This is a genomic window from Gemmatimonadota bacterium (genome assembly GCA_041390125.1).
In the GTDB taxonomy this organism is placed as follows: Bacteria; Gemmatimonadota; Gemmatimonadetes; order Longimicrobiales; family Gaopeijiaceae; genus JAGQIF01.
The window spans coordinates 80,208-103,453 of sequence record JAWKQN010000009.1; the positions used below are offsets into that span (position 1 = coordinate 80,208).

Annotated in this window: 25 protein-coding genes; 21 read left to right on the forward strand and 4 right to left on the reverse strand. The window is 71.7% G+C overall.

Features of this window, described 5'->3' with window-relative positions; all coding sequences use genetic code 11:
* The first annotated feature begins 101 nt into the window (after positions 1-101).
* From R3E98_10850 to R3E98_10865, 4 genes are read left to right on the forward strand one after another with little or no spacing between them, the layout of a single operon-like run.
* Positions 102-1,331, forward strand: a complete 1,230-nt coding sequence (locus R3E98_10850) for a membrane dipeptidase (protein ID MEZ4423902.1) — start codon at positions 102-104, stop codon at positions 1,329-1,331.
* 13 nt (positions 1,332-1,344) lie between these two features.
* Positions 1,345-2,031, forward strand: a complete 687-nt coding sequence (locus R3E98_10855) for a hypothetical protein (GenBank protein ID MEZ4423903.1) — start codon at positions 1,345-1,347, stop codon at positions 2,029-2,031.
* Position 2,032: 1 nt separating this feature from the next.
* The gene (locus R3E98_10860) at positions 2,033-2,158 is read left to right on the forward strand and encodes a hypothetical protein (GenBank protein ID MEZ4423904.1); all 126 of its coding nucleotides are present in this window, start codon (positions 2,033-2,035) and stop codon (positions 2,156-2,158) included.
* Entirely contained in the window at positions 2,155-3,606 is a 1,452-nt protein-coding gene (locus R3E98_10865) for a sodium:solute symporter family protein (GenBank protein MEZ4423905.1), read from the forward strand. The genes R3E98_10860 and R3E98_10865 overlap by 4 nt, the downstream gene beginning before the upstream one ends.
* A 33-nt stretch (positions 3,607-3,639) precedes the next feature.
* Here the strand turns inward: R3E98_10865 and R3E98_10870 are convergent, their stop codons facing one another.
* The gene (locus R3E98_10870; GenBank protein ID MEZ4423906.1) at positions 3,640-3,837 is read right to left on the reverse strand and encodes a hypothetical protein; all 198 of its coding nucleotides are present in this window, start codon (positions 3,835-3,837) and stop codon (positions 3,640-3,642) included.
* A gap of 23 nt (positions 3,838-3,860) precedes the next feature.
* On the reverse strand, positions 3,861-4,085 hold the full coding sequence (locus R3E98_10875; GenBank protein MEZ4423907.1) for a hypothetical protein: 225 nt from the start codon (positions 4,083-4,085) through the stop codon (positions 3,861-3,863).
* A gap of 327 nt (positions 4,086-4,412) precedes the next feature.
* Here R3E98_10875 and R3E98_10880 point away from each other — a divergent pair, with 327 nt between their 5' ends.
* Positions 4,413-4,844, forward strand: coding sequence for a carboxypeptidase-like regulatory domain-containing protein (locus R3E98_10880; protein ID MEZ4423908.1), 432 nt, complete (start codon positions 4,413-4,415; stop codon positions 4,842-4,844).
* Between the two features lie 72 nt (positions 4,845-4,916).
* Here the strand turns inward: R3E98_10880 and R3E98_10885 are convergent, their stop codons facing one another.
* The gene (locus R3E98_10885; GenBank protein MEZ4423909.1) at positions 4,917-6,257 is read right to left on the reverse strand and encodes a DNA polymerase Y family protein; all 1,341 of its coding nucleotides are present in this window, start codon (positions 6,255-6,257) and stop codon (positions 4,917-4,919) included.
* Positions 6,258-6,988: 731 nt separating this feature from the next.
* On the opposite strand from R3E98_10885, the gene R3E98_10890 reads away from it, so the two are divergent.
* The 16 genes from R3E98_10890 to R3E98_10965 all read left to right on the forward strand — a co-directional run bounded on the left by R3E98_10890 (position 6,989) and on the right by R3E98_10965 (position 22,272).
* Positions 6,989-8,479: a leucyl aminopeptidase gene (locus R3E98_10890; GenBank protein MEZ4423910.1), complete on the forward strand. Its 1,491-nt coding sequence runs from the start codon at positions 6,989-6,991 to the stop codon at positions 8,477-8,479.
* 158 nt (positions 8,480-8,637) lie between these two features.
* Entirely contained in the window at positions 8,638-10,302 is a 1,665-nt protein-coding gene (locus R3E98_10895; protein MEZ4423911.1) for a TonB-dependent receptor, read from the forward strand.
* Between the two features lie 35 nt (positions 10,303-10,337).
* A complete protein-coding gene (locus R3E98_10900; GenBank protein MEZ4423912.1) occupies positions 10,338-11,228 on the forward strand; it encodes a YicC/YloC family endoribonuclease in 891 nt (296 codons plus the stop codon).
* Between the two features lie 67 nt (positions 11,229-11,295).
* Positions 11,296-11,943, forward strand: coding sequence for a guanylate kinase (gmk, locus tag R3E98_10905; protein ID MEZ4423913.1), 648 nt, complete (start codon positions 11,296-11,298; stop codon positions 11,941-11,943).
* 59 nt (positions 11,944-12,002) lie between these two features.
* Positions 12,003-12,623: a hypothetical protein gene (locus R3E98_10910; GenBank protein ID MEZ4423914.1), complete on the forward strand. Its 621-nt coding sequence runs from the start codon at positions 12,003-12,005 to the stop codon at positions 12,621-12,623.
* A 93-nt stretch (positions 12,624-12,716) separates the two neighbouring features.
* Positions 12,717-12,932, forward strand: coding sequence for a DNA-directed RNA polymerase subunit omega (rpoZ, locus tag R3E98_10915; GenBank protein MEZ4423915.1), 216 nt, complete (start codon positions 12,717-12,719; stop codon positions 12,930-12,932).
* A 4-nt stretch (positions 12,933-12,936) separates the two neighbouring features.
* Positions 12,937-14,175, forward strand: a complete 1,239-nt coding sequence (gene coaBC / locus R3E98_10920) for a bifunctional phosphopantothenoylcysteine decarboxylase/phosphopantothenate--cysteine ligase CoaBC (GenBank protein ID MEZ4423916.1) — start codon at positions 12,937-12,939, stop codon at positions 14,173-14,175.
* Positions 14,172-14,984 carry a uracil-DNA glycosylase gene (locus R3E98_10925; GenBank protein MEZ4423917.1) on the forward strand — a complete coding sequence of 271 codons (813 nt, stop codon included), beginning with the start codon at positions 14,172-14,174 and terminating at the stop codon, positions 14,982-14,984. The genes coaBC and R3E98_10925 overlap by 4 nt, the downstream gene beginning before the upstream one ends.
* Complete coding sequence (dnaB, locus tag R3E98_10930) at positions 14,981-16,405, forward strand: replicative DNA helicase (protein MEZ4423918.1); 1,425 nt, start codon at positions 14,981-14,983, stop codon at positions 16,403-16,405. Before R3E98_10925 ends, dnaB begins: the two co-directional genes overlap by 4 nt.
* A gap of 4 nt (positions 16,406-16,409) precedes the next feature.
* The gene (gene ispD / locus R3E98_10935) at positions 16,410-17,711 is read left to right on the forward strand and encodes a 2-C-methyl-D-erythritol 4-phosphate cytidylyltransferase (GenBank protein MEZ4423919.1); all 1,302 of its coding nucleotides are present in this window, start codon (positions 16,410-16,412) and stop codon (positions 17,709-17,711) included.
* Positions 17,692-18,195, forward strand: coding sequence for a low molecular weight protein arginine phosphatase (locus tag R3E98_10940; protein ID MEZ4423920.1), 504 nt, complete (start codon positions 17,692-17,694; stop codon positions 18,193-18,195). Before ispD ends, R3E98_10940 begins: the two co-directional genes overlap by 20 nt.
* A complete protein-coding gene (gene aroE, locus R3E98_10945; GenBank protein ID MEZ4423921.1) occupies positions 18,192-19,025 on the forward strand; it encodes a shikimate dehydrogenase in 834 nt (277 codons plus the stop codon). The genes R3E98_10940 and aroE overlap by 4 nt, the downstream gene beginning before the upstream one ends.
* Positions 19,022-19,756 carry a double zinc ribbon domain-containing protein gene (locus R3E98_10950; protein ID MEZ4423922.1) on the forward strand — a complete coding sequence of 245 codons (735 nt, stop codon included), beginning with the start codon at positions 19,022-19,024 and terminating at the stop codon, positions 19,754-19,756. The genes aroE and R3E98_10950 overlap by 4 nt, the downstream gene beginning before the upstream one ends.
* A 14-nt stretch (positions 19,757-19,770) precedes the next feature.
* Positions 19,771-20,790, forward strand: coding sequence for a type I glyceraldehyde-3-phosphate dehydrogenase (gene gap / locus R3E98_10955; GenBank protein MEZ4423923.1), 1,020 nt, complete (start codon positions 19,771-19,773; stop codon positions 20,788-20,790).
* A gap of 94 nt (positions 20,791-20,884) precedes the next feature.
* A complete protein-coding gene (locus tag R3E98_10960) occupies positions 20,885-21,463 on the forward strand; it encodes a sigma-70 family RNA polymerase sigma factor (protein MEZ4423924.1) in 579 nt (192 codons plus the stop codon).
* Positions 21,464-21,507: 44 nt separating this feature from the next.
* Positions 21,508-22,272 carry a TonB family protein gene (locus tag R3E98_10965; protein ID MEZ4423925.1) on the forward strand — a complete coding sequence of 255 codons (765 nt, stop codon included), beginning with the start codon at positions 21,508-21,510 and terminating at the stop codon, positions 22,270-22,272.
* A gap of 112 nt (positions 22,273-22,384) precedes the next feature.
* On the opposite strand, the gene R3E98_10970 is transcribed toward R3E98_10965, so the two are convergent.
* Positions 22,385-23,107, reverse strand: a complete 723-nt coding sequence (locus R3E98_10970) for a YebC/PmpR family DNA-binding transcriptional regulator (GenBank protein MEZ4423926.1) — start codon at positions 23,105-23,107, stop codon at positions 22,385-22,387.
* Between the last annotated feature and the right edge of the window lie 139 nt (positions 23,108-23,246).

Here is a 23,246-nt window from a genome sequence, read left to right on the forward strand (position 1 = left end):
GGCGCGGGCCTCGTGGCAAGCGGCTGCCCGAGGTCGCCGCCCGGGTGGACGCGCCGTAGCTTGCCCCCCGTCCCACCCTTCGCTCCCCGTCCCCGACTGCCATGCCGCCGAAGACCGCCTACAAGGGATACCGCTCCTTCGACTACCTGGAGCCCGGGACCGACTACCATGCCTTCGAGCTCACGCCCGAGCTGGAGCGCGTGCCGGGCTGGAGCGTCCCGCTCGAGGAAGAGGAGGAGCGACGGGCCGAGCGGATCGCCAGCCGCGTGCCGCTCGTGTCCCTGCACGAACACCTCGGCCTCTTCCCGGCCGACATCCACCAGACGCCCGAGATGATGCGTACGGGGCGCATGCCCACCGCCTTCGAGGGATTGGCGCACGCGCAGTGGGATGCAGTCTTCGACAACCTCATGGACGGCATCTGCACCATCCACTCCCAGCACGGATGGAAGTGGACGGAGGTGGTGCACGACCTGGGCATGCGGCTCTGCGATCTGGCCCACCAGGACTTCGTGCTGCACGCCACGCGTGTGTCCGACATCCATCGCGCCAAGCGCGAGGGCAAGGTGGCGTGGGTGGCGTCGATGGAAGGCGCCGCCATGATCGAGAACGAGCTGGACCGGATCGAGATCCTGTTCGGGCTGGGTGTGCGCGCGCTCGGGATCGCGTACAGCGAGGGCAACCAGCTGGGCGCCGGACTCAAGGAGCCGCGGGACGGTGGCCTGACCATGTTCGGCCGCCGCGCGGTGGAGCGCATGAACAAGGTGGGCATGTTGATCGACTGCTCGCACTGCGGGGACCAGACCACGTTGGATACGATCGAGTGGTCGGAGCGACCCATCGTGCTCTCGCACATCGGGGCACGCGCGCTGTGGGATTCCAACCGCCTGGCGCCGGACCACGTGCTGGAAGCGTGCGCGGCCAAGGGAGGCGTCATCGGGATCGAGTGCGCGCCCCACACCACGGTGAGCCCCGACCATCCCAAGCACTCGCTCGAATCGTTCATGGACCACTTCGAGCACATCCGGGCGCTGGTGGGGATCGATCATGTCGCGTTCGGCCCCGACACCCTCTACGGGGACCACGTGGGGCTGCACGACGTGTACGCGGCCAACCTCTCCATCAAGGAGTCGCGGGCCGGCAATGCGGCCGCCGACCGTCCGGCCGCTCCGGGCTTCGAGCGGGTCCCGTACGTGCGGGGCCTGGAGAACCCCACCGAAGGCTCGCACAACCTGTTGCGCTGGCTGGTGAAGGCCGGCCATTCCGACGAGGACATCGCCAAGGTGATGGGCGGCAACGTGCTGCGCGTGCTGGACCAGGTGTGGCCCTGAGCCGGACCGGTCCATGGTCCTGAAGCACGCGTGGGGGGTGAGCGTCCTGCTTGCCACTGCGGCGTTGCCGGCGGCGGCTCAAGACACCGCCGGGGCCGGCATGCTGCACGGAATGCGCGCGGAAGTGACCCTCGCGGAGGCGCAGGTCCAGGTGCGTCTCCAGGCGCGGATGTCGGACGTGGGACGGGCGTTCCCGCTCACCGCCCTGGCGTTCACGGACGCGGCGCCGCAGGACCTCGTGCTGGTGCGCGACGGAAGGACCATTCCGCTGGCCGTGCGCGCCGAGGGCCGCCGGTGGATGGCGGAGGCGCCTGCGGTGGGCCTCGACACCGCGCAGGTGGAGTTGCGCTACGTGGTGCCCGTGCCCGTGCCCGGTCCGGGCGACGCGGATGCGCGCGCGGCCGTGCCGCTGTTCGTGCCCGGGACCGGCGTGGGCGCTGTGGCCGCGGACTTCTTCACCGCGGAGATCCGTCTGGCGTCGAACACCCGCCTGGTGGAGAGCTTTCCGTCCGGCTTCCGCGCGGATGGGGAGGGGCGCTACCGGCTGGACCTGTCCACCATGCCCGCCCTGGTGCGCGTGCGCGCCCGTCCGGCGGATGCGAGCGCCCTGACCGGGGTGGGGGTGTTCGAGGCGCTCGTGGTGGCAGTGATCGCGGGCGTGGGCATGCTCGGCTGGCGTCATCTACGTCGGAGCGTGTGACGTGGACCGCTTCGTCTTCTGGGGCGTGTTCGTCGCCTTCGCGGTCATCGTGGTCGCGTACTCGCTCTGGATGGTGCGCACCGAGCGCCGGGAGCGGCAGGAGCACGGCGGGGACGGGGACCGATGAGCACGCGCGTTATGGTCTTCGCGGCCTACTTCGCGTTGGTGTTCGCGATCGGGTGGCTGAGCCTCAAGCGCACGCAGAGCGAGGCCGACTACTGGATCGCCGGCGGGAAGCTGGGCTGGCTGGTGGGTGGGGCCACCATCGCGGCCACGCACGTGAGCGCCGGCACCTTCATCGGCACCATCGGTGTGATCTACACGGTAGGGTGGTCGTTCACGTGGCTGGTGCTGTCCATCCCGCTCGCCTACTGGTTCCTGGCCGCGGTGCTGGCGCCCCGCTTCACGCGTGTCCGGCAGCTCACGCTGCCGGCCTTCATCGAGCGGCGCTACTACTCGAAGCGTGTGCGCGGGCTCGCGGCCGTGATCATCCTCATCGCCACCGTCGTGTACGTGCAGGCGCAGATCGTGGCCGGCGGCCTGATCGCGCATACGATCTTCGGTATCCCCACGTCCTGGGGCATGATCGGCTTCACCGCCATCCTGCTGCTGTACACGGTGGTGGGTGGCATGGTGGCGGTGGTCTACACGGACTTCCTGCAGCTCCTGATCATGGCCGCCGGGGTGTTGTTCGCGGTTCCGCTCGCACTGCGGCAGGTGGGGGGCACCGCCGCCCTCTTCGAGCTGGTGGAGGCGGCCCGGCCCACCGTGTTCACGTGGGAGGGGCTGCCGCCGGCCCTGCTGTTCACCATGGGGCTCTCGTTCCTGCTGGGATCGGTGGCCACGCCCGAGCGGCTCGTGCGGCTCTTCGCCATGCGGGACATGGTCCAGGTCCGCCGCGGGATCCTCTTCGCCATCCTGATGAGCACCGGCATCAACCTGCTGGTGTTCATCCTGGCGCTCGCCAGCATCGTGCTCTTCCCGCGGCTCTCCACGGGAGACCTGGCCATGCCCATGGTCGCGTCCGCCGTGCTGCCTCCGGTGATGGGCACCGTGCTGCTGGCCGCCATCGTCTCGGCCATGATGTCCACGGTGGATTCGCTGTTGATCGTGGCCGGCTCCGCGCTGTCGGTGGACCTCTACCAGAACCTCGTGGCCCCCGACGGCAGCGTCGCCCGCCGCCGCTGGGTCGACCGCATCGGCATCCTGGTGGTGGGGACGCTGCCGGTCGTGCTCGTGCTCGCCGGGGTGGGGGAGGGCGAGCTGGTCCAGTTCATCGTGCTGCTCTTCACGGCGCTCATGGCCGCGTGCTTCTTCATGCCGGTGGTGGGCGGGGTGCTGTGGCGCCGGGCCACCCGGGAGGGGGCCACGGCGGCCATGCTCGGCGGGTTGATCACCACGCTCGGGTGGAAGGCATGGGGGCCCGGGACGCTGGATCCGGTGCTGCCCGGCTTCCTGGTCTCGGCGGTGCTGTTGGTGACGGTGAGCCTGCTCACGCCCCCACCCCCGGCCAGCGCCTGGGAGCCCTATTTCCGGACGGGCGCGGGGACCCCGGACGAATCGGCGCTGGGGTAGGTCGCGAACCGGGACGAGGCTCCGGCCGCCGGTCTACTCCCGGTCGCGCGGGATCGTGTCCTGGGCGTAGCGTCGGACCTCCCGAGCCAGCTCCGCCTGACCCGTGCGGTCCCAGAGATCGGCGAGGTCGTGCAGGATGGTCCGAAGCGCGGAGCGATCGCCGGTGCGCAGCGCGCGTTCGCCGTCGCTGGTGAGGTCGAACAGGTCGGGACGGTCGGTGGCGGGGCGCATGGCGTCGAGGTGGAGAGGAGAGCTCAGCGCGTGCGCGACGGCGCGGGCGCCGACGCTCCGACGAGGAGGACGCGCTCGACCTCATCGAATCCGCCCTTCTTGATCTTGGGGCCACCCAGCTCGTCCGGGGTCGGGAGGATCGGCCCGTCCGTGGGTGCGGTCTCCGTCTCGGGGGCGAGCGGGGAGGAGCCGGCGCAGGCGGTCGCGGTCAGGAGAAGCAGCGGAAGCACGATGCGGAAACGGATCATGAGGTGCTGACGATCTCCAGGAGGCGCGGGCAGCAGTCTTCCGAGCGCACCTGGCAATCCGCGTTCCGCGGGCCGGGCTGGCCATGCGGGAAGTCATAACCTGTTGTCTGTCAGTGTCATGGATCGATTGGTCCGAACCTGCTTCTGAGGTGACGCTCCATCGCTCGCCCTCGCCTGTCGCGGAGGCGCCGCGGCAGGTGCGGGACCGCCCGCCACACGCGTCCGCTGTCCAGTCCCCCGGGCTCCACCCCCTGGCCCGGTGGCTCCGACCCGTCCCCGTCGGGTAGAGAGGATCTCTCGGGGTCGCCACAGCAGGAGTCGTCTTCCATGCGCACATCGCACCCGGGGCGGCCATCCGCCCCCCTGACCGTCTCGCGCTCCCTCCTCGCTGCGACCGTCCGCTGGTTCGTGGTCGCCCTCGCGCTCGGTGTGGGCGTGGCGGCCTGCCGGGACGGCCAGACCGGGGCGCTCACCGCCTTCGGTGACGGCGCCACCATCGAAGGGGACGTCCTCGACACGGATGGCGGCGGCGTGGCCGGTGTGCGCGTCACCCTGGTGGGCGGCGACGGCGTGGCCCGGAGCACCGTGACGGACTCCCGCGGCCAGTACCGCTTCAGCGCCATCGATCCCGGCTTCTGGACCCTGACGGTGGAGCCGCCGCTCGGCTACGTGCCGATCGCGGGGGAGACGCTGCAGCGGCAGATCGACCTGGTGGCGGATGCGGTGGTGCGACAGAGCTTCGTGCTGGCGAGCCTGTGAGGTGGCGCCAGGGTTCGTCCCGGCGCCGTGGACGAGCTCAGCGCATGCGGGTGAAGAGCACGACCCAGCCCCTTACGGATCGAACTCCAGCAGCGCGTGCCGGCGCTCCGGCAACCGCGACCACGGATCCACCTCCACCACCCGGAACAGGGGTGAGAAGCCGATCTTGAGCTTGAGCTCGCGCACGGCTTCGCGCAGCCCCCGCGGGACCTCGCCGCTGGCCAGGCCGTAGCCGTCGGCCGCACGGCCGGAGTTCTCCGCCCGCGAGAACAGCTCGGACTGGGAGGCTGGGGCGCCGAACTCGAAGACCTCCACCATCAGGGCCTCCACCGCCCGGGGCGGGGGGGAGAGCGCCATCTTGTTCTTGAGCACGAACGCCAGGCGGGCCCGCTCGGAGGTGGGGTCCTTCAGCACCGCCTCCACCCCCCACGATCCACCCCCCTCCAAGCGGGCCGCCATGCGGAGACCCTGCACGCTGCGCCCGCGCCGTTCCGGCCGTCCCAGCACGCGTTCCAGCAGGCGGTCCAGCGCCCCGTGCAGCGTCTCGGACTGCCCGATCGGCGTGGCGAAGTCCAGCGCCGCCCGAATGGGGCGGGGACGGTGCCAGGGCCGGACGGGATCGATGCGGCGACCGGTGCCCCACGCCCAGGCGTTGCGGCCATCCTCCCCGAACTGGGCCACCAGCGAGGACTCGGGCAACGCGCACAGCTCTCCCAGCGTGCCCAGGGACAGCCGCTCCAGGCGCTCCAGGGTGAGGGGCTCCAGCGGAAGCGCGTTCACGGGACAGCGGGCCAGGAAGGCGGTCAGCTCCTCCTCCCGCACCACCCGGGGCCGACCGGGCGGGGCGGAGACGGCCGCCACCCAGGCCCCGAAGCGGCCCGGTGCCCACCCGGCCCGGATGGAGGCCACGAGGGGGCGGGGCAGGACGGCCAGCAGGGTCCGGAGCGCCCGGTGGGCCTGCTGGACCGGCGAGCCGTAGAGCCGTCCCAGCCCGTCCATCCCCAGATAGATGCGCCCGCGACCCGCGGGCTCCAGGACCGGGCTCACGCCGGAGAGCGCCTCCAGCATCTCGTCCATGGCCGCATCGTAGTGGGCCGGGTCGGGCTCGAGCAGGGTCAGCGCCGGGGAGAGGCCCACCGCCTGGGAGACGAGCATGCCGGGGCGGACACCGGCCTCGGCGGCTCGCTCCGAGACCTGCCAGATCTCCCGACGCGCTCCCTCACGGGGAGACAGGAGCGCGACCGAGGTGGTGTCCAGCTCGGGAGTGCGGGCCAGCTCCAGGCGCAGCTCGAAGGTGGGCAGCCACAGGCACAGGGCCAGACGGCTTCCAGGCTCGCGGCGCACTTCGGTATGGGCGTAGCGGCCCTGGCGGATCGACAGTTGGGACAGGTGCGCATGGAGGGCGTCCGACATGGGAAAGGTCCCAGACAGCCTTGGGTGACCGAACAAAAACCGAAAGTCGAAGATAGAGGGCGGGTGGGACAGGCAGCAAGGGTGTGGGAGTGCTACACCGGGTTGTTGCGATCTTGCAACGAGAGCGCGGCGAACGGTCCGCCGCCGAGACGCGAAAAGTCGGCTTCCAAGAGACGGGATCCGATCACAGGGCCCGGTTCAAAACCCTGTACCGGCAACGCTTTCCCGGTCGTCAGTTCTCTTGGAAGCCGACTCGCGTTCGCTTCGCGTAGGGGCCGTACAACATTGATCCTGACGGCACCTTCGTCAAGACGGATTGGCACGAAATGGGCCACCCGGTGACCGCCAGCGGTCAGGTGCCCGCTCCGCCGGCTCGGCTCGAGCCCGCCGCGTGCTCCGGTGCGCTTCCCTGGACGCGCGGAACCGACCTCCGACCGGTCGTCCGTCTCGCCTTGTCGCTCCTCCGGGGTCCGTCTAGCTTCGGGCCTCCACGCCGGCCCGCCGCGCACCCCGACCCATCTTCCGGAGCCACGAGCCCGTCATGACCTCCCCCGCGTCCGCCCCCGTCTTCACGTCGGAGGAGCGGAGCCGGTGAGCGTCCGTGGCAGCCCGGCCTCCGGGTTCCAGCCGCACGCGTCTCCGGGGAGCCGTGGCGTCTCGCGCCTGCCGACCACGAACCCGTGGCGGATCCGGCCGGAACCGCCATCCACGAGAGCCAGTAGAGGGGGTCCATGGATGTCTCGCTGAGCACCCGTTCCACGCCCGCCCGCACCGCTCCGTCCTTCCTCGCGTTCGGATTGTTCTCCGGCGAGAACGCCGTCCCCGCCGTGGTCCCGGACACCATCCGCGCCGTCGTCGAGGACGCCCTGGCCGCGAACGAGATCCGCACCGACGAGGGGGAGCAGCAGCTGCTCGCCGGAGGAAGGGGCGAGGAGCGGTTCCGCGTCCTGGTGCTGGGTCTGGGTGCCAAGGGGGACTTCGACGAGGAGCGCATGCGCCGCGCGGCCGGCCGGGCCGTGCGTGCCGCGGAAGGGGCCCGGACCGGCACGGTGTCGCTCCTGCTTCCCACCGTGGGACGACGGGCGGGCGAATTGGCGCGGGCCGCCGTGGAAGGTGCGGTGCTGGCCGCCTGGCGCTTCGAGGAGCTGAAGGCTCCGGCCGAACCGGGCAAGGAGAAGCCTCGCGTGCAGGCGCTCGAGCTGATCGTACCGGGGGGCACGCGGGGGCAGCTCAACCGCGAGGTGCGCGACGGCCTGGCCGCGGCCCGGGGCGCCAACCTCGCGCGTACCCTGCAGTCCCGCCCCGGCAACGTGGCCACGCCCACGCACCTGGCCGAACAGGCGCGGGAGATGGCCGAGGCGGCCGGACTGGAGATCGAGATCTTCGACCGGGCCGCCCTCGAGGAGCTGGGCATGCACGCCCTGCTGTCCGTCTCGCGCGGGTCCGTCGAGGAGCCGCGGCTGATCGTGATGCGGCACAACGGCGGGCGGGCTGCCGATCCGCCCCTCATCCTGGTGGGCAAGGGGCTGACCTTCGATGCCGGTGGCATCTCCATCAAGCCCGCCGCCGGCATGGAGGACATGAAGTACGACATGTCCGGGGGCGCCGCCGTCATCGGCGCCATGCAGGCCATCGCGGAGGCCAAGGTGCGCGCCAACGTCATCGGCATCGTGCCCTCCAGCGAGAACCTCCCGTCGGGAAGCGCCACCAAGCCCGGGGACGTCATCGGGAGCTACGGCGGCAAGTCCATCGAGGTCATCAACACCGACGCCGAAGGCCGTCTCATCCTGGCGGACGCCCTCGCCTACGCCGTCGAGCAGGAACCCGCGGCCATCGTGGACTGCGCCACGCTGACGGGTGCCGTGGTCATCGCGCTCGGCCACCAGGCCGCCGCCGTGCTCGGGAGCGACGACCGCCTCGTGTCCGAGCTGGAGAAGGCCGGAGCGCGCAGCGGCGAGCGTGTGTGGCGCCTGCCGCTCTATCCCGAATACCGCAAGCAGCTCGACAGCGACGTGGCCGACCTCAAGAACGTGGGCGGCCGACCGGCGGGCACCATCACGGCCGCCATGTTCCTGAAGGAGTTCGTGGGCGACGTCCCGTGGGCGCACCTCGACATCGCGGGCACCGCGTACGGAGACGGCGCTCTTCCCTATCAGCGGAAAGGCGCCCTGGGCGTGCCCACCCGCCTCCTGTTCGAATGGGTGCGGACGCGCGCCGCCTGAGTCCCCGCAGGAGCTACGCAGCGCTCCGGCCGGCGTCCGTTCCGGCCGGAGCGCTCGTCGTTCTCGCGTGCGCCGCGGCGGGTCTCGGCGCGCAGGCCGCGCCTGACAGCCTACCCGCGGACACGACTGCTCTTGCTGCGCCGGCTGACTCTGCCGCGGTGGTGAACCTCCCCGGGCTCGCCGATCCGGTCGCGCTCCGGCCCGAGCGTGCCGGGGTGTGGGTGTGGGAGCGCGACGGTATCTACTTCGCTCCGGGGCTGACGCTGGCGGACCTGCTGCGCACCGTCCCCGGCCTCCGGATCGTGCAGGGCGGCGACTACGGCGCGCCGATGGTCGCGGCCGCCTTCGGCGCCACGGCGGGGCGCGTGCGCGTGATCCAGGACGGCGTGGAGCTGGTGCCGCTCCAGGGGGGCGTCGTGGACCTGTCCCTGGTCGGGCTCGCGGGGCTGGACCGCGTGCGCGTGGAGCGTGCTCCCGGTGGTGTCGAGATCCGACTCGACAGCCGGCGGTTCGACGATCCGCGTCCCTACAGCCAGATCGAAGCCGGCACCGGCGACCTGGAGACCAACTTCTTCCGGGGCACCTTCGCGTTGCCGCGGGCACCCGGTGGCTCGCTGGTGGCCACGCTCGACCGCGTGGATACCCGCGGGCGGGGTGGGGAGGACCGCGGCGTCGCGAGTGGCGCCTTCCTGCGCTACACGATCGCGCCGCGTGAGCGCTTCGGCGCGGAGGTGTCCCTGCTCAAGCGCTCGGCCCAGCGCAGCGTCTACGCGCCCGCCGACGTGGACCGCACGGACTGGATCGGACGCATGCGCTTCGCGCCCACGGAGGATCTCACGCTGGGTGTGTTCGGAACGTCCTCGTCGGTGGAGGCCAGCGACTCGTTCTCGGTTCCCGGTGTGCGCCAGGTGGGACTCGAGGCGGGATGGTCACGCGAGGGCGCGCGCGTCGACGGCTCGGTCCGGCGGATCGACGGAGACGGGCTTCCGTCCTGGACGATGGACGCGCGTGCCACGCTCGCCTCCACCACGTTCGGCGGGGTCGGTGCCGGGCTCCGTCGCGAATCGTGGGAGGGCGTCAGCGCACTGCGCACACACCTGTCCGCGTGGTCGGCCCCGCTGTACGGCGTGTCCGTCTTCGCGGAGCTGGACCGGGGCAGCGTCGGCGTGCCCTGGCGAGGAGTCATCTCGCCGGACGATTCGCTCTTCGCGGGATTTCCGTCCACGCCGCGCGCGCTCGACGAGCGCACCACGCGACGTCTGGGCGCGTCCTTCGCCGCTGCCGGCGTCACCTTGCGGGGCGCGCGGCTGTCGCTGGACGTCGACTCCATCTCCCCGTACGGCCTCGTCTTCGACGCCACCGAAGGCCGGGTCGCGGGTGGCGAGCGGCAGGGCTGGGAGGCGGAGGCCACCCTCCCGCTCCTGATCTTCGACGGATTGTCGGCGCGCGGGAGCGCGGTGCTCTGGGACGACGAGGCGCCCTGGCCCTACCTGCCGCGACTGCAGTACGACGCCAGCGTGCTCTTCCATGACACCTTCCTGCCGACGGGCAACCTGGAGGTGCTCATCGAGACGGGCGTGCGCGAGCGCGAGGCCATGGACGTGTTCGTCGCCGATACCAGCACCGCGGGTGCGGCGCCGACGCTCGCCCAGGTGCCCTTCCACCAGAGCTGGTTCGCGCGCCTGCACATCCGGATCGTCTCCGTCCAGCTCTTCGTGACCTGGGAGAACCTGACCATCCGCCGCAACAACCAGGACTTCCCCGACCGGCTGCTTCCGCTCACACGCGCGGCGTACGGCGTGCGCTGGGCCTTGTGGAACTGAACGGCGGCTGGCCGCACCGCTTTCCGGAGATCTGAATGATCCGCAGCATGACCGGATTCGGAGAATGCACGCGCGAGACCGAGCGCGGCACCCTCCGCGTCGAGATCAAGAGCGTCAACCACCGCTTCTTCAACTCCAGCATCCGTCTCCCTTCCGGCGCCGACCGCTGGGAGGCCCGCGTGGTGGAGCTGCTGAAGGAGTCCGTGCAGCGCGGACACGTGACGTATTCGCTCGGCTGGGAGCGTGGCAGCATCTCCCGCGACGGCACGCTCCCCGAGCTGGATCTGGAGCGGGCCCGTGCCTATCACGGTGCGTTGTTGCAGATGCAGGAGGAGCTGGGTCTGGCCGGCCCTCCGGACCTGCGCACCATGGCGCGCTTCAGCGACCTCTTCCGCGCGGATCCGGGGGCGCGCGTCTTCGAGATCGAGGAAGACCTCCTCGTGGAGATGACACGCGCCGCGCTGGTGGGCTTCGTCGAACAGCGGCGCGCCGAAGGCACGCGTCTCGAGGCCGATCTGCGACGCGCCCTGGGCGTGCTGCTGGAGCTGGCCGCGGTCGTGGAGGAGCGCGCACCGCAACGTCTGCTCGCCGAGCGCGATCGGTTGCGGACGCAGATCCGCGAGCTCACCGAGGGTGTGGAGGTGGACGAGGACCGCTTGGCGCGCGAGGTGGCCTATCTGGCCGAGCGCTGGGACCTGAACGAGGAGCTGGTGCGGCTGCGCTCGCACGTGCAGCTCTTCACCGAGGCGCTGGACGGCCCCGATCACGAGGGGGTGGGGAAGCGCCTCGGTTTCGTGGTCCAGGAGATGAACCGCGAGGCCAACACCATCGCCTCCAAGGCCAACGACGCGACCATCCAGCGTGCGGCGGTGGGCATGAAGGAGGAGATCGAGCGGATCCGCGAGCAGGTGGAGAACGTCGAGTGAGCCGCTCGGGACGGCGGCTTCCCTCGAGCGCGGTGCCCTCCGGCGCCGCCCGCCCGCAGACGGGGCCATGAGCGGACGCGCGTCGGCGCTGGTCCTCGTGGCGCCCAGTGGGACGGGCAAGACCACGGTGGCGCACGCGCTGGTGCGCACGGATCCCCGCTACGTCTTCTCCGTGTCGGCCACCACGCGCGCCCCCCGCGGCCAGGAACGCGATGGGGTGGACTACCACTTCCTGGAGGAGGAGACCTTCCGCGCCCGCATCTCCAGGGGCGAGCTGGCCGAGTGGGCCCAGGTGCACGGTCGGCTGTACGGCACCCCGTTGGAGAACTTCGCGGCCGCGCGCCGCGAGGGTCGCACCCTGGTCCTGGACATCGACGTCCAGGGCGCGCTCCAGGTCCAGGCGAAGGTGCTGGACGCGGTCTGCGTCTTCCTGCTGCCCCCCTCGGGCCGGGTGCTCCTGGAGCGCCTGCGCGGTCGGGGCACCGAGACCGAGGCCGAGACCCGGGCGCGGCTGCGCACCGCCCTGGACGAGCTCGACCAGGCGAGCGGCTTCCGGCATCTGCTGGTCAACGAGGACGTCCAGGACACGGTGCGGGTACTGCGGGGCTGGGCGGAGAGCGGACCGCCGTCCACGGCGGCGGCCCCGGAGCTCCGCGACCGGGTCACGGAGATCGCCGCGACCCTCCAGGGCGAGCTGGCCCGCGAGGGCGGTTGAGCCCTGGTGTGGGCGGGGCCGGGGTGCCTCCCGGCGCCTCTCCCCGATACTCTGGTTCGATGTCGAGTCCGGTCCCCCGACCCCAGATGCTCACCCGGGACACCCCCTTCGTGGACCTGGGGCAGCGTCCCGCGCTCCTCGTCGTGCCCGCGGCCAGGGTCACCGGGGCCGTGCTCCTGATCCTGGGGGTGGGGCTCCTGCTCCTGGGGGCGGTCGGCCTCGCGCGGGTGCTCCCCCGCACGCCCCGTCCGTGGGACCTGGTGCTGCCCCTGGCCGCGTTCGCGGTCTTCGGCGCCTGGATGGCGGTCACCGCCGCGCGCACGCTGCTCGTCGAGCGGACCTTTCGGTTCGACGCCGACACGGTGACGATGTCGCGCCGTGGGCTCACCGGGAGGGCGGGGTGGACCGAGCCCTACTCCGGCTTCGAGGGTATCGCCCTGCGGCGCGTGCTGCTTCCCGCCCGCTACGGTGTGGGACGAACGGTCCAGCAGGTGGAGCTGGTCCACCGGGATGGCCGCCGCACCGTCCGCCTCCTGACCGCGGATCCGGACACGATCGCCGGAGAGCGGGTCCGGGCCTACGCGGACGCCTGTGCCCGGCAGCTCGGGGTGGCCCGGCTCCCGGAACGAGGGACCCGCCCGTCCGGAGAAGGAGGAGGAGACGCAGTCCGCTCCCGTTGAGCGCCCGGGGCCGCCCCCCTGACCGCACACCCCACGGGGGGTTATACTTCCGATCTTTCCCGCACCGGCCCGCACGACCCCGAAGGAGCCCCGATGCGCGTCTTCACCCCTGCCGAGATCGCGGCCAGCACCCAGAGCAAGTACCTGGGCGTTCTGGTCTCCGCCAAGTATGCCCGCGAGCTGAACGCGCTCCCGCACGAGGCCATGAGCCTCGGGGAGCAGAAGAAGCTCACCACGCGGGCGCTGGAGGCTCTGACCTCCGGTCAGATCGAATTCCGGCTCGTCAAGCGCCGCCGCCGCAACGAGTAGTCCCGTGGCCCCACGGGAGCTGACCCCACGTCGCCCCTGGAGGGGTCGCCGGGTGGTGCTCGGCGTCTCGGGGGGCATCGCTGCGTACAAGTCCGTCCAGGTGGCGCGGGACCTGACCCGCCTCGGCTGCGTCGTGGATGTCGTCCTCACGGAGGGTGCCACCCGGTTCGTCCAGCCACTCTCGTTCGAAGGCGTCACCGGTCGGCCCGTCCATACCCATCTCTTCCAGACGGACGGCGCGGCCCTCCACATCCGGCTGGGTCAAGACGCCGACGCGGTCTGCGTGGCCCCTGCCACGGCCGACCTGCTGGCGCGCGCGGCCCAGGGGCGCGCCGACGACCTGCTCACCACCACGCTGCTGGTGACGCGCGCTCCGGTCGTGCTCTGCCCGGCCATGAACACCGCCATGTGGGAGCATCCGCAGACGGCTGCCAACGTCCGCCATCTCGCGGACGTCCTCGGCTACCGCATCGCCGGACCGGGCACCGGAGCGCTCGCCCACGGGGAGGCCTCCGGGGCGGGTCGCATGCTGGAGCCGGACGACATCGTGGCGCACGTGGGCCGAGCCCTGGAGAGCCCCGGACCGCTGCACGGGCGCTCCGTCCTGATCACGGCCGGGCCCACGCGCGAGCCGCTGGATCCCGTCCGGTACCTGGGCAACCGCTCCTCCGGACGCATGGGGTGGGCGCTGGCCGAGGCCGCCTGGCGGCGGGGTGCGGAGGTGACGTTGATCGCGGGGCCTACCGCGCTCCCCGACCCGGTGGGCGTACGGGTCGAGCGCGTGGAGCGCGCGGAGGAGATGCTGGAGGCGGCGTCCCACCATGTCCCGCACGCGGACGTGCTGATCTTCGCGGCCGCGGTGGCCGACTACCGGCCCCGGAGCCCGGCCGCGCAGAAGCTCAAGCGCGAGCGTGGTGCGCCCACCGTCGATACGGTCGAGAACCCGGACGTGGCCGCGAGCCTCACCCCGTTGCGCAAGAGCGGAAGCTTCGCCGTGGGATTCGCCCTGGAGACAGAGGACCTGGTCGAGCGCGCGCGCGGCAAGCTGGCGCGCAAGGGGTTCGACCTGATCGTCGCCAATCCCGCGGACGAGCCCGATGCCGGTCTCGACGTGGAGACCAATCGCGCGACCCTCGTCGCAGCGGACGGGAGCATCGAGGCTGTCGCGCTGATGCCCAAGACGGAGCTCGCCGAACTCATCCTCGACCGCGTGGGCGCGGCGCGCTCGCGCCTGCCCGCGTGAGCGACGCCCTGCGCCGGTACCTGGCGCAGCAGATCGAGCTGGGGGGGCGGGATGTCTTCCTCGACACTGCCGAGGCCGGTACGCTGCGGGCTCTGCTCGCAGGCGGCCTGTCGCTGCCCGTGGCCGCCCCGCCTCCGACGGCACCGCACCGGGACGCATCCGCGCCGTCCGTCGCGACTCCGCGGACCGCGCCGTCGTCCACGGCTTCCGCTCGCGGGGCCGGGTCGCCAGCCCACGCCACTCCTCCTGCCGGCGACGCCTACGAGGCGCTACGGGAGGAGGCGCTGGGCTGCACGCGCTGTCGCCTTGCCGAAGGGCGCACGCAGGTGGTGTTCTCCGACGGCGTGCCCGATGCGCGCCTGGTCGTGGTCGGGGAGGCACCCGGTGCGAACGAGGACGCGACCGGCCTGCCCTTCGTCGGTGCCGCCGGGCAGCTCCTCGATCTGTTGTTGGCGGCGGTGGGCCTCTCCCGCACCGAATCGGTCTACATCTGCAACGTGCTCAAGTGTCGGCCGCCGGGGAACCGCAATCCGCTCCCGGACGAGATCGAAGCGTGCTCCTCCTACCTGAAGCGCCAGCTCGCGCTCGTGCAGCCCGAAGCGCTACTGGCCGTGGGGACGTTCTCGGCCCAACTTCTCACCGGCACCTCGGATCCCATCGGCAAGCTGCGCGGCACGGTGCATACCTACGAAGGCACACCGCTCGTCGTCACCTACCATCCAGCCGCGTTGCTACGCAACCAGGGTTGGACGCGTCTGACGTGGGACGACCTGCAACTCCTGCGTGACGTGATGGACGCTTCCGCATGACCGCCGTCCCCGACGCGTACTCGGCCGCCGCACCGCGCTTCGATCGGCGCCCACCCTCGTCGCTGGAGGCGGAGGCGTCGGTGCTGGGTGGGATGTTGATCGATCCGGACTCGGTCACCAAGGTCGTCGAGATCCTCAACGACGCCATGTTCTCGCGGGAAGCCAACCGCCGGCTCTTCCGCGCCATGGTGCGCCTGTTCCAGACGGCGCAGGCCATCGACGTCATCACGGTCTCCGAAGAGCTCAAGAAGACGAACGAGCTCGAATCGGCCGGCGGAGTGCAGTACCTGTCGGAGCTGCTGGACGCGGTGCCGACCGCCGCGAACATCACCTACCACGCGCGCATCGTGCGCGACAAGGCCATCCTGAGGCGCCTCATCGAGCAGGCGTCCTCCATCATCCAGGATGCGTACGAGCAGGGCGAGCGCGCCGTGGAGGAGATCCTGGATGAAGCGGAGTCCCGCATCTTCCAGGTGGCGCAGAGCCAGGAACGCGAAGGCTTCGTCTGGATCAAGGAGATCCTGTGGCCGGCGTTCGAGCACATCGAGCATCTGCAGCAGTCGAAGTCCGGCATCACCGGCGTACCCAGCGGATTCTCCGATCTGGACAAGATGACGTCCGGGCTCCAGGCGGGCGACCTGATCATCGTGGCGGCGCGTCCGTCGATGGGGAAGACGTCGTGGGTGCTCAACGTGGCGCAGAACGCCGCCATCGACCACCAGGTGAAGGTCGGCATCTTCTCGCTGGAGATGTCGAAGGAACAGCTCGTCCAGCGCCTGCTCTGCGCCGAAGGGCGCATCGATCTGCAGAAGCTGCGCAAGGGACAGCTGGATGCCGACGAGTACCAGCGCCTGGCTGCCTCTGCGGCGCACCTGAACACGGCGCCCATCTGGATCGACGATCAGGCCGGCATCTCGCTCCTGGAGATGCGCGCCAAGGCGCGGCGCCTCAAGGCGGAGACCGACCTGGGCCTGGTGGTGATCGACTACCTGCAGCTCATGTCGGGCGGCAAGCGCTCCGAGAACCGCCAGCAGGAGGTCAGTGAGATCTCGCGCGGGCTCAAGGCGTTGGCCAAGGAGCTGGACGTGCCCGTGATCGCGCTCTCCCAGCTCAGTCGTGCGCCGGAGCAGCGCAGTGGCAACCGGCCGCAGCTCTCCGACCTGCGGGAATCCGGCTCGATCGAGCAGGATGCCGATATCGTCATGTTCCTGTACCGCGAGGAGTACTATCTCATCCAGGCAGGCGAGTTGGACCGTGCGCGTGACGTGGAGGGACAGGCGGATCTGATCGTGGCCAAGCAGCGCAACGGCCCCACCGGCCGGGTGGAGCTCTACTTCAACAAGGCGTACACGCGCTTCGACTCGGTGGACCGGCACGCCACCGCGCCGGTGGCGGCGGCCGACGACTTCGGCGAGTTCTGAGCGCGTGCGCGTCGGTGTGGTGCTTCCGGCGGCGGGTGCGGGCGTCCGCATGGGCGGTGCGCCCAAGGCGTTCCTCGAGGTGGCCGGCCGTCCCCTCCTGGCCTGGTCATTGGACGTCTTCCTGGCCGATCCGCGGGTCGAGGTCGTCGTGGTGCTGCTGCCCCCCGGCGCCGCGGTCCCCGACTGGGTGGAGGAGCTGGCCCCGCGCGTCCGCGTCGCGCCCGGCGGGGAGACCCGCACGGCATCCGTGGCGGCCGGGCTGGATGTCCTTCCGGATGGGATCGACACGGTCGTGGTACACGACGCCGCCCGACCGCGCGTGGACCTGGGTGCGCTCGACCGCTGCCTTGCGGTCGCCGCTCAGGACATCGCGGCGGTGGTCGGTCATCCCGCCGTGGACACCATCAAGGAGGTGGAGGACGGAGTGGTGCAGGGGACGCCCGACCGACGTCGCCTCTGGCAGGTCCAGACGCCGCAGGTCTTCCCGCGTACGCTTCTGCAGCACGCACACGCGGCCGCCCGCGCCACCGGCGTGGACGGGACCGACGACGCCGCCCTGCTCGAGCGGGCAGGGCTTCCCGTGCAGGTCGTGGAGGGCAGCCGCTGGAACCTGAAGGTGACCGTGCCGGAGGACCGGGCGGTGGCGGAGAGCCTGCTGGCGCGTGCGCCGAGGCGGAGCGCCCCGCCCTCCACCGAGCGGGGCTGGGCGGCCCTCGTGACCCACGTCAGGTCGGGCGGCCTGATCGCCTACCCGACCGGCACCGTGTACGGGTTCGGGGGCGCGGCCACCCCGGAGGGGGTGGCGGCGCTCGCGCGCCTGAAGCACCGCGAAGTGGCCCGGAAGCCGTTCCTGATCCTGCTGGAAGGTCCGGATGCGGCGCCCGGCCTGGCCTGGTCGGAGGAGGCGCGTCGGCTGTCCCGGGCGTTCTGGCCGGGCCCGCTCACCCTGATCGTCGGGGATCCCCGGCGGACCTTTCCGGCCGGCGTGCGTGGGCCCGAAGGCGGGGTGGCCGTCCGGGTGGATGCCCACCCGGTGGCCACCGAGATCGTCCGGCGGCTGGGGGCCCCCCTGACGTCGTCCAGCGCGAACGCGCCGGGACAGCCGCCGGCCACGGACGGCCGGGGTGCGCTGGAGGCGCTGGAGGCGCTGGGCGCCGACGCCTCCGTCTGGGTGATCGACGCGGGGCCGGTCTCCGGCGGCGCCTCCTCGACGCTCGTGGACATGACCGGGCCCACGCCCAGATTGATACGCGCAGGCGCGCTCCCTCCCGCGAGGATCCGCGAGCATGTCCGACTCGACGGCTGACGTCCCCGAGGCTCCCCACCCGGAGCCCTACCGGCTCCTGTTCGTGTGTACGGGCAACACGTGTCGCAGCCCGATGGCGGAGGTCATCGCCCGGGAGCAGGTGCGGCGGCGGGGCTGGCCGCACGTGGAGGTGGGGTCGGCTGGGACATTCGCAAGCCGCGGAGGCCCGGCCGCCGAGGAGGCCCGTCGCGTGGCGGCGGAGCACGGGTTGGACCTGGAGGACCACCGCAGTCGGCCGCTGTCCGCGGAGGACGTGACGCGCGCGGACGTCATCCTGGGGATGACCGCCAGCCACGTGGAGATGGCGGCCGGGCTCGGGGCGGGGGAGCGGGTGGCGCTCCTCGCGGAGCTGGGAGGGGGCGTGGCCGAATCGGTCCCCGATCCGATCGGGCAGGGCATCGACGCCTACCGGGCCACGTGGCGGGTGCTCGAGCGCTGGATCGACGGCGTGCTGACCCGTCTGGAGCCGGTGGTGGCCCCATGAGCGTGACATCGGCCACACGGATCTTCGCCCTGCTGGGCGATCCGGTCGCTCATTCGCGTTCGCCGCTGATGCAGAACGCGGCCCTGGCGGCCGCCGACAAGGATGGGGTCTACGTGGCGCTGCGCTGCGACGAGGCCTCCTTCCCGCACATGCTCCGGGGGATCGCGCTGGCCGGCGGCGGCGGGAACGTGACGCTGCCGCACAAGGAGCGCGCCGCACGCGTGGTCGACGAAGGCACCGAGGATGTCCGCCGCACCGGGGCCTGCAACACCTTCTGGCTGGAGGACGGGCGGATCTGCGGAGACAACACCGACGTGGAGGGCTTCCGCCGCGCCCTGGACCTCTCGTTCCCCGGATCGCGCGTCGGCTGGCGGGTGCTGCTCCTGGGCGCCGGCGGCGCCGCGCGCGCCGTCCTGGTGGCCCTGTTGGACGAAGGCGTGGAGCACGTGGCCCTCCTCAACCGCACCGTGGAGCGCGCGCGCTCGGTGTCGCGGCGCATCGGCGGCGAGCGCGTGCGGGTCGTCGAATCGGTGGAGTCCCTGGCCCGCGAGCGCTTCGACCTGGTCGTCAACTCCACCTCCCTCGGGCTGGGCGCGAGCGATGCCCGGCCCCTGGACCTGCGCCAGGTCGGGGAGGTGGGCGCGGTCTTCGACCTCCTCTACGGACGCGATACCGCGCTGCTCCGGGACGCTCGTGCGGCGGGACTGCCGAGCGCGGACGGGAGCGCCATGTTGCTCCACCAGGGTGCGGTGGCGTTCGAGCGCTGGTGGGGGGAGCCGGCTCCCGTGGAGGCCATGGAGCGCGCGCTGGGGCTTCCGGCACCGGCATGAGGCCCGGCGGGTGGGCCCGGCTTCTGGACCGGGTGCTCCCGCCCGCCTGCCCGGGTTGCCTCGGCCCCCTCGCCGTCCCATCCGACCCGCTCTGCGCCCGCTGCAGGCTCCGGTTGGCCCCGCTCCCGTGGCCCCGCTGCGACCGGTGCGGGGTGCCCCGGGGCACGGGTGCGGAGGGGCTGCCCTGTCGGGAGTGCGCCGGCTGGCCCGCGTCGCTGGCGTGGGCCCGGAGCGCGGTCGCCTTCGACGGTCCCGCCGTGCGGCTGGTGCACGGCCTCAAGTACCAGGGCTGGTGGCGGGTGGCCGACCTCATGGCCGCGCACATGGCACCGTTGTTGGCGGGGGTGCGCGGCGTGCTGGTCCCGGTGCCGACCACGCCCGGCCGCGCCCGGATCCGGGGCTACAACCAGGCTGAGCTGATCGCACGTAAGCTGTCCCTGGAGGCGGGGTTGGACGTCTTCGACGTGCTGGAGCGGGCCCCCGCCCGACGCTCCCAGGTCGCCTTGCCTCGCCTGGAGCGCATGGCTAACGTGGTGCAGGCCTTTCGGGTGCGGTCCGCGGCGCGGAGCGGGCTCCGGGGGGCCGAACTCATTTTGGTGGACGACGTCCTCACCACGGGAGCGACCGCCGCCGCCGTCGCGGGCGCGCTCTCCCGGGCCGGCCTCGCCCGCCTCGCGATCGTCACGTTCGCACGGACCCTTCCTCCGGGAGCCCGGGCGACGCCTCCATAGGAGCTCCACCGCACATGGCCATTCGCGTCGCCATCAACGGCTTCGGCCGCATCGGCCGCAACGTCCTGCGCGCGGCCAAGGAATCCGGCCGCACGGACCTCGACTTCGTGGCCGTCAACGACCTGACGGACAACGCCACGCTGGCGCACCTGCTCAAGTACGATTCGGTCCACGGGGCCTACCCGGGTACGGTGGAGCTCTCCGACGACGGGCTCGTCGTGGACGGCGACGCGCTCAAGGTGCTCTCCGAGAAGGACCCGGCCCGGCTTCCCTGGAAGGATCTGGGGATCGACATCGTCATCGAGTCGACGGGTCGCTTCACCGACCGGGACAAGGCCGCCGCGCACCTCGAGGGCGGGGCGCGCAAGGTGATCATCTCCGCGCCGGCCAAGAAGGAGGACATCACCGTGGTCATGGGCGTCAACCACGAGGCCTACGATCCCGACAGCCACCACGTGATCTCCAACGCCAGCTGCACCACCAACTGTCTCGCGCCGGTGGTCAAGGTCCTGCTGGACCGGTTCGGTTTCGAGAACGGCTTCATGACCACGGTCCACTCCTACACGAACGACCAGCAGATCCTCGACGCGCCCCACAAGGACCTGCGGCGCGCGCGCGCGGCCGCCATGTCCATCATCCCCACCACCACGGGCGCGGCCAAGGCGACCGGCCTGGTGCTCCCCACCGTGAAGGGACGGATCGACGGCATCGCCATGCGGGTCCCCACACCGGACGTGTCCGTGGTGGACCTGGTGGCCACGGTCGGAAAGGCCACCAGCACCGAAGAGGTCAACCAGGCCTTCCGCGAGGCCGCCGAAGGCGACCTGCAGGGCATCCTGGCCTACTCGGACGAGCCGCTGGTGTCCATCGACTACACCGGCCACCCCGCCAGCTCGATCGTGGACGGGCTGTCCACGAACGTGTCCGGGACCCTCGTCAAGGTCATGTCCTGGTACGACAACGAGTGGGGCTACTCGCAGCGCGTGGTCGATCTGACCGCCTACGTGGGCGAGCGCCTGGGCGTGAACGTCTGACGGCTGACCTCCGTGGGTCCCGGCACGCGCCGGGGCCCGCGGGTCGGGCTCCAGGGTGTAACGAGCCTCTCCTCCTCCTCGTATGGTCCGGCCGATGCGAGACTCCAAGCTCTCGAGGGCGCGCACCGACGCGCAGGCGGCGCCGGGCAGCGCGCTTCCGGCCGACTTCGTCGTCTGGTACGATGAGCACCGGCCCACGGTCTTCCGGTACGTGCGGTTCCGCCTTGCCACCCGCGAGGCGGCGGAGGACGTGACCTCGGAGGTCTTCCTGAAAGCGCTGCGGTCCTTCGGGCGCTACGATCCCGCCAAGGCCTCGCCGCGTACCTGGCTGCTACGGATCGCCCGCAACGCGGTCACCGACCACCTGCGGGCGCTGCGGCGGCGTGGCTCGCTGCACGTCTCGCTGGACAAGGTGCCGGACCTCGTGTCGGGCGACGACTCGCCCGAGGTACGGTTGGTGCGGGAAGAGCGCGTGCAGCGCATCCTGAACGCCAGCAAGCGCCTTCGGCGCTCGGACCAGGAGATCCTCTCGCTCCGCTACGGGACCGGCCTCTCCAACCAGGAGATCGCCGAGACCATGGACGTGAGCCAGAACGCCGTGGCCGTCCGGATCCACCGGGCGCTCAAGCGGCTGAAGGACACGCTCGACCTCGATGCGGTCGAGCGGAGTTGACCCTCCACGAGGACGAGATGCTCGCCTCTCGCGATAGAGAACAGATGCCTGCCGACCTGCTCGAGCTCCATCGGGAGCTGGAGACGATCGACATCCACGAGCGGCCCTCGTTCGGACCGGAGCTCCGGGCCGAGCTGGAGGACGCCGCCCGGCGCGGCTGGACCCGCCCCCGCCCGCGGACGCGGGTGCCCATGCTGATGGCCGCCTCGATCGTGCTGCTGTGCGGCCTGATCGCCGCGCCGTCGGCGCGGGCGTCGATCGTCGAGCTGCTCGGCGCCGTGCAGACCCGGCTTGGAGGCGCCCCGGAGGTCGCTCCGCGGCCCGTGCCGGTGTCCCTCGAGCCACCCGGCAGCACCGACCTGGAGCAGGACCCGGTCTTCATCCCCCTGGCCGCGGCCCAACCGGAGGCCGAGCCCGTGGAGACGCCGGCACCGTGGTCGGGCACGCTCGCCGACCTGGCGCCGTACGACGCGTATCCATCCCTGCTCGATCGAGACGGCGTCGACGACCTGGTGCGCTGGTTCTATCCCGACCGCCTGGAGCGGCAAGGGGTGGGAGGGGTGGTGCGCCTGATCCTGTGGGTCGAGGCCGACGGCAGCGTGGCCGACCGCCAGGTGGCGCGCACCTCCGGCAACGCCGCGCTGGATGCGGCCGCGCTGCGCGCCGCGGAGCACTTCCGGTTCACGCCGGCGCGCCGACGCGGACAGCCCGTGGGCACGTGGGTCGAGTTCGACGTGAACGTGCAGGCCGCCCCGGGGAGCCGCACGCTCTCGGGGATCGAATCCGTGCAGCCGGGGCGGATCCCCTAGCCGGCGTCCGCGGATCGGCGTCCCTGCGCGGGCGCATCCGCCGTCGCTGGAGGTCGCTGCCGCGCGGAGGGTACGCCCGACGGGCGCGTCCGTGGTCCGCCGACGGACGCCCCTACGCCAGGTTGTGGAAGACCCGCTGGACGTCGTCGTCCTGCTCGATCCGGTCGAGCAGCTCGAGCGCCTCGTTGGCCTGGTCCTCCGGAAGCTCCGTGGGGTTCAGCGGGATGTACTCGCTCTCGGCCGACAGCGGCGCGATTCCCCGCTCCTCGAAGGCGCGCTGCATCTGCCCGAAGTCCGCGAACGCACAGCGGATGACGAGGTGGGGCTCGCCCTTCTCGCCGGAGCCCTCCCCCATCTCCTCCAGCCCGTGATCGATGAGGTCCAGCTCCAGGGCCTCGGCGTCGATGCCCTCCGGATCGAGACGGAAGACCCCCATGCGTTTGAACGCGAACGCGACGCTTCCCGTCGTGCCGAGGCTTCCGCCCCAGTGGTTGATGAGCGAGCGCAGGTTGGCCACGGTGCGGGTCGGGTTGTCCGTGGCGGTCTCGACGAGCATGGCCACACCGTGCGGCGCGTACCCCTCGTAGAGGATCTCCTCGTAGACCTCCGCGCCCTGTCCGGAGGCACGCTTGATCGCGGCCTCCACCTTGTCCTTGGGCATGTTCACGGCGCGCGCGTTCTGGATGACGCGCCGGAGGGCCGGGTTGTTCTCGGGCACCGGCCCGCCCGCCTTCACTGCGATCGCGATGTCCTTGCCGATGCGGGCGAACTGCTTCGCCATACGGTCCCAGCGGCGGAACATCGTCGCCTTCCGGGTCTCGAAGATACGTCCCATGCCGATGTCGGATCCGAGAGGAATTCAGGTCACGGCGACCAAGCTACACCATTGCGCGCCGGGAGCGAGGGCCGGCCCGGCCGAATGGGACCTCGGAGTCCGTCGGAGGCGCGCCGCCGCCCCGGCTCCCGGTCCAACC